Source organism: Thioalkalivibrio sp. (assembly GCF_041690275.1).
In the GTDB taxonomy this organism is placed as follows: domain Bacteria; phylum Pseudomonadota; class Gammaproteobacteria; order Ectothiorhodospirales; family Ectothiorhodospiraceae; genus Thioalkalivibrio.
Genome location: NZ_JAWLHP010000110.1, coordinates 1 through 4677, shown reverse-complemented (window position 1 = coordinate 4677; position 4677 = coordinate 1). Strand labels below are relative to the sequence as shown.

General features: G+C 64.2%; 2 protein-coding genes. One reads left to right on the top strand and one right to left on the bottom strand.

Going from position 1 to position 4677, the window contains the following annotated elements; all coding sequences use genetic code 11:
* The first annotated feature begins 906 nt into the window (after positions 1-906).
* Positions 907-1485: a PilZ domain-containing protein gene (locus tag ACESMN_RS13365; RefSeq protein WP_373054102.1), complete on the top strand. Its 579-nt coding sequence runs from the start codon at positions 907-909 to the stop codon at positions 1483-1485.
* A 474-nt stretch (positions 1486-1959) separates the two neighbouring features.
* On the opposite strand, the gene ACESMN_RS13360 is transcribed toward ACESMN_RS13365, so the two are convergent.
* Entirely contained in the window at positions 1960-4278 is a 2319-nt protein-coding gene (locus ACESMN_RS13360) for an EAL domain-containing protein (RefSeq protein ID WP_373054101.1), read from the bottom strand.
* Positions 4279-4677 lie beyond the last annotated feature (399 nt).

Here is a 4677-nt window from a genome sequence, read left to right as displayed (position 1 = left end):
ACTCACCGAAGCGGTTTGACGGGCGCTGAGGTAAAAGGGGACAGATTTATTTTTCTGTTCATTTTCCTGGTTCCTGCGCCATGAATCGCCACGCCCCCCACGCTGCGCTCGCGGCTAAAGGCTTCGCTCTTGGTGATGACGGATTAATCAGCGTTTACCTGGCGTGGAAGTCGGGCATTTCTCCCTTCTCCCGCTCGCGGACAAATCCGCCGGGAGCGGATTTCGAAATGGCTTGGGCGGGCGTGAAGGGGGGAGGGCAGGATGCCTGGGGTAACGGGTTGGGGGCGAGGGCCGGGAGTGAAGGCGACGCCGCACCACCACCCCAGCCCTCCGCCGCAAGCTGGGAAGGGGCCTTCAGCGGCGGGCGTTGGCCGGTGCCTTGACCGTTAGCGGGGCCATTCCGGGGCCAAAAACAGGCGAATAAGGCGGAAAACGTCCGCTTTTCGGAGTCCTTTTATCGCTATTTCAATGGCTTGGCTTGGTCCGACCCCCGTTTCCGCCGTGTTGCATGGGAACCAACGATACGTGCGATTCGCATCAGAGTCGTTTTTTGCCCCTTAAGCTGCCCGATTCTGGGAAGATTTCTTGGCGGGTTCGGTTGGATAGATCATCCGGCCAACGGCGATAATCCCATTGGGTGGATTGACGTCCGCGCTGCGTCCATTTGTACTCCCGTCAGGGGAATCCGACCAAAGGCCCGGGTTATGAGTGAGACACGGGAGATCCAGTGCCGTGGCAAAAGCGGTGGTCTCGGGGTCATCATCCCTTTGAGTACGACAGCGGCACTGGCCGCCGATACAGTCGGCTCGGTGGATACCGCGCAGGACGGTGGAGGTTACACCGTTGCGGACCACGCCGTGCTTTTTCCCATCGCTCTGCACACTGGCCCAATCCCAACCCTGACCTATGCTGAACCCGGATGAACTAGCGGAGGACCTGGCCAATTTCTGGTTCTCCGCGATTGCGGTGGCCAGTTGGGAAGGTCGCCTCAAGATTCTGAAGCAAATCGACGCACAGTTGCTCGCGGACCTCGAAACCGCCTCCGATTATGAAGCCGTCGCGCCGCGGTTTGTGGCCGCGGTGATCGAGCGGCTGGGGTTCCCGGCGGTTGAGAACCGGGCCCAGGCCGAGATCTTCGCGAGATCGGCGTTCGCGCATCACCGTGACGTGGCCCAGACTTGGCTGCAGAGCGCGGCCAGCGTCACGCCGCCTGATACGGCTTCGAGCGGCCGGGATCGCCGTCGCTTTGCCCGCAGGGACGTTGACGCCATCAGTGAGATCTGGGTGAACGAGCGCCGGTCGCCATGCCAGTTGCTTGATCTTTCCCTTGGCGGAGTGCGGGTGACGTTGTGGGAGCCGGCACCCGTTCCAGGGACACCCGTGCGGCTCGACCTTCCGGATGAAGGCTTGCGCGAAGCAACCGTGGTATTCCGGGATGGCGCGGTGATGGGTCTACGCTTTGCCGTGCAGCCGGCCACTGCCTGACCTCCAAGGAAAGCAGGAAAACAGGAAAGGGGACAGATTTATTTTCCTCATTCCTGCGCCATGGATCGCCCCCTCCCGCCGCGCTGCGCTCGCGGCTAAAGGCTTCGCTCCTCGTGATGATGGATTCATCAGCGTTTTCTTAGCGCGGAAGTCGCGCATTTCTCCCCGCTCCCGCTTGCGGGCAAATCCGCCGGGGGCGGATTCCGAACCGTCGTAGGCGGACCCGAAGGGCGGAGGGCAGGATGGCCGGAACAACGGGCCGGGAGTGTGAGGGCCGCGGCCAGCGCCGTACCCCCCATCCCGGCCCTCCCCGGCAAGCGGGCTTGCGTCGTCAGGAGTGGCACAGTGCCATGACCGTTAGCGTGGCCATTCCGGGGCCAAAAACAGGCCAATAAGGCGAAAAACGCCGGCTTCCTGGAAGGCTTTTATCGCTATTTCAATGGCTTGGCTTGGTCCGACCCCCATTTCCCGACCTCAGAGCACCGGATCGTACGCCAGATCGAGGTCCGGTCCATGGAGGAAATGCCCTTGCAACAGGTCGATCCGCTCGTTCCAGAGCCTTGCGAGGCTGTCGGCGTTTTCGACGTAGGGAGCGATGACCGTGACGCCGCCCTCCCGGGTCTGTTGGAGGAGCTGCAGGATCGCAGGGGCGTTGTTCGACCCATCGGCAAGGCCCTGAATGAGGGCGCGATCCAGCTTCACGAAATCCATGTCGAGCGACTTGAGCAGTTCGAACGATGTCGTCCGGAGACCAAAGTGTTCCAGGCCCACGGCAATGCCCTGTTCGCGCAATCCCCGGACCATCTCCTGAGTCCGCTGGCGTTGTAAAACCGCATCGGCTTCCCGGACCTGCACCACCACGGAACCGGGGTCAAGGGCACGGCGGTGCACCGTTTCCCCGAGCCAACCGAGGAAGTGGTCGTCCTGGATCGTGTCGCCGGTCACCTTCAGGAAAAAGGTCGTGTTGGGGGAGGTGCTTCGGTGTGTCGAGAGCCTTTCCACAGCGGTATCGATCACCCAGCGGTCGAGCAGGGCGCCCATTCCCAGTTGTTCGGCCATGGTCAGGGTTTCCGACGGGAGACTCACGCCCCCGTTTTCGTCCCGGATGCGCAGCAGCACTTCATAGCGCTGTGTCGCGTCATTCCCGTTCACGGGGAACATGGGCTGAAACACCAGGAACAGCTTCTTGCCGAGAATCGCGTCCCGGATCCAGCGGCTCCAGTCCCTGCGCCCGGCGGCATCCAGAGTCGGCGTGCGGACTGCGGTGCTCCCGAACCCGGATGCGTCCTCGATGCCGTTTTCTGCAGCCGGGTCCGCTTTGGCCATTGCCCTGCAGCGTGTCGCCGCCTCACACAGGGCGGCCCGGGCATCGCCGTCCGGTCCTACCGGGGTCATGCCGAGCCGCAGGCGGACATCGCTCAGCCGCAGGTCCTCGCGGGGGACTTCCGCGGCAGCCTGCCTCAGGGATTGCTCGAGCGCTTCCAGTTGTTCCGGTTCCTCCCGGTGGATCAGGACCGCGTAAGCCATATCGTCGTAGCGGGCGGGCACGTCTTCCGACTGGAGGTAGGGACGCAGCGCCGATTCGATGCGCGCAGGGAGTGCGCCGAGGATGCTCGAGTCATGCGACCGGGAAAGCTGACCATAGCGATCGATTTCAAGGAACAGCACGGCCTGGAACCCGTCGGTTCCCGGGGTACTGCGGGCATGCTCCAGCACCTCCTCGAACCGGGAGCGTCCAAGAAAGGCACCGGGGCTTCCCGGCCGGCCCGTGCCCTGTGCCGTGAGGGTCCGGTACTGCGAAGCCCTCAGGCAGAGCCGCTCCAGCAGGTCGGACTCGGAGAACGGGTGCCGCAGGTAATCGAGCTCGAGTTGCCGGAATCGGTGCCGGTTCTCCATCCGGTCGGGCCCCTCGCCCAGCAGCACGATGGGTATCGTCTGCAGCGCGTCCTCCTGGCGCAAGAGATGCGCGAGCTCAAGGCCGTCCATGGCGGGCAGCGATGCGTCGACCAGGATCACCTCGGGCGCGAACTGGAGCGCGGCGGGCAGGGCCTGCATGGGATCACCAGGGCCTTCGACGACGAGACCGTTATCGTGCAGCATCGCCGTGCGGGTCTTGCGCACTTCCGGGTCGGCGTTCACCAGCAGAACCCGGTGGGGTGACCGGGCTTCCGCGGGAAGCAGTCTTCGCAGTCGCCACGCCAGTGAAGCCATCGGCACGGGCTCCTGGATACAGCCATCCCCGCCCGCGCGGAGGACGTTCAGGCGCGTCTCCGGGTCCGCCCGATCCACGACCCAGAGAACGGGTACCGAGACCGGAATCTGCTCGCGCAGGACCTTCGTGACATCGCGCATGTCAGCGACGGCCTGACTAGGGTGACGCCTTGCGATGAAGGCACTCGGGGGCTGATCGGGCAGCGCTTGCAAGGCGGAATCGTGATCCTCGAAGACCCGCACGTCGAAGCCGTGCTCGTGCAGGTTCTCCGCGAGGGTCGATGGGCCCGCCGCGGTCGGAGCGATCAGGAAAACCACCGGCTTCGCACTGGCTGGAGTCGACGCTATCGGGGCGCCGTCGGCATCGGAGGCCGCTCTGGCCTGCTCCCCGGCACGTCTTCGCAACTCCGCAGGCACTTCCTCGATACCGGCCTGGCGCAGTGCCATCATGATGGTTGTGATGGTATCCACCTCGATGCGCGACAGGGGCTGCTGCGTTCGGACATGAAAGTGCAGACGCTCGTCCAAACGCCGCACGCGGTCCAGAAGGCGGCCGACTCGCTTGTCCCTGAGCTGGTCCACGAGCCTTTCCGTGCGCCCTCGCAGATCCCCGATTTCCTGCAGGGGGCAGGCACGTTTTCGCACGATGTGCCAGTGGTCGACCAGGTCCTCGAACGCCTGCGGCAGCTGCCGAAGGAATTCGGTTTGGGTCGAGCCCGTTGTCTTCGGTGGGGCGGTGTGTTGATCCATGCAACCTCGAAAGCCGCTGTAGGCACCGTGTCGCGCGCACCCGAGGCCTTTCCAGCCCCAGCCCTGGTCGCGCAACTGCCGCGAGGGCCATTGATCATAGATGGAACACGCACACGATTCATCCGGGGCTTCTCGCAGGCAACCGTCGCTTCCGTGGCGCGACGGATCCCGGCGTGATAAACCGCCATCAGGTCCCCTGGCGCCGCGAACGGGAGTCCATCAGCTTCTCCG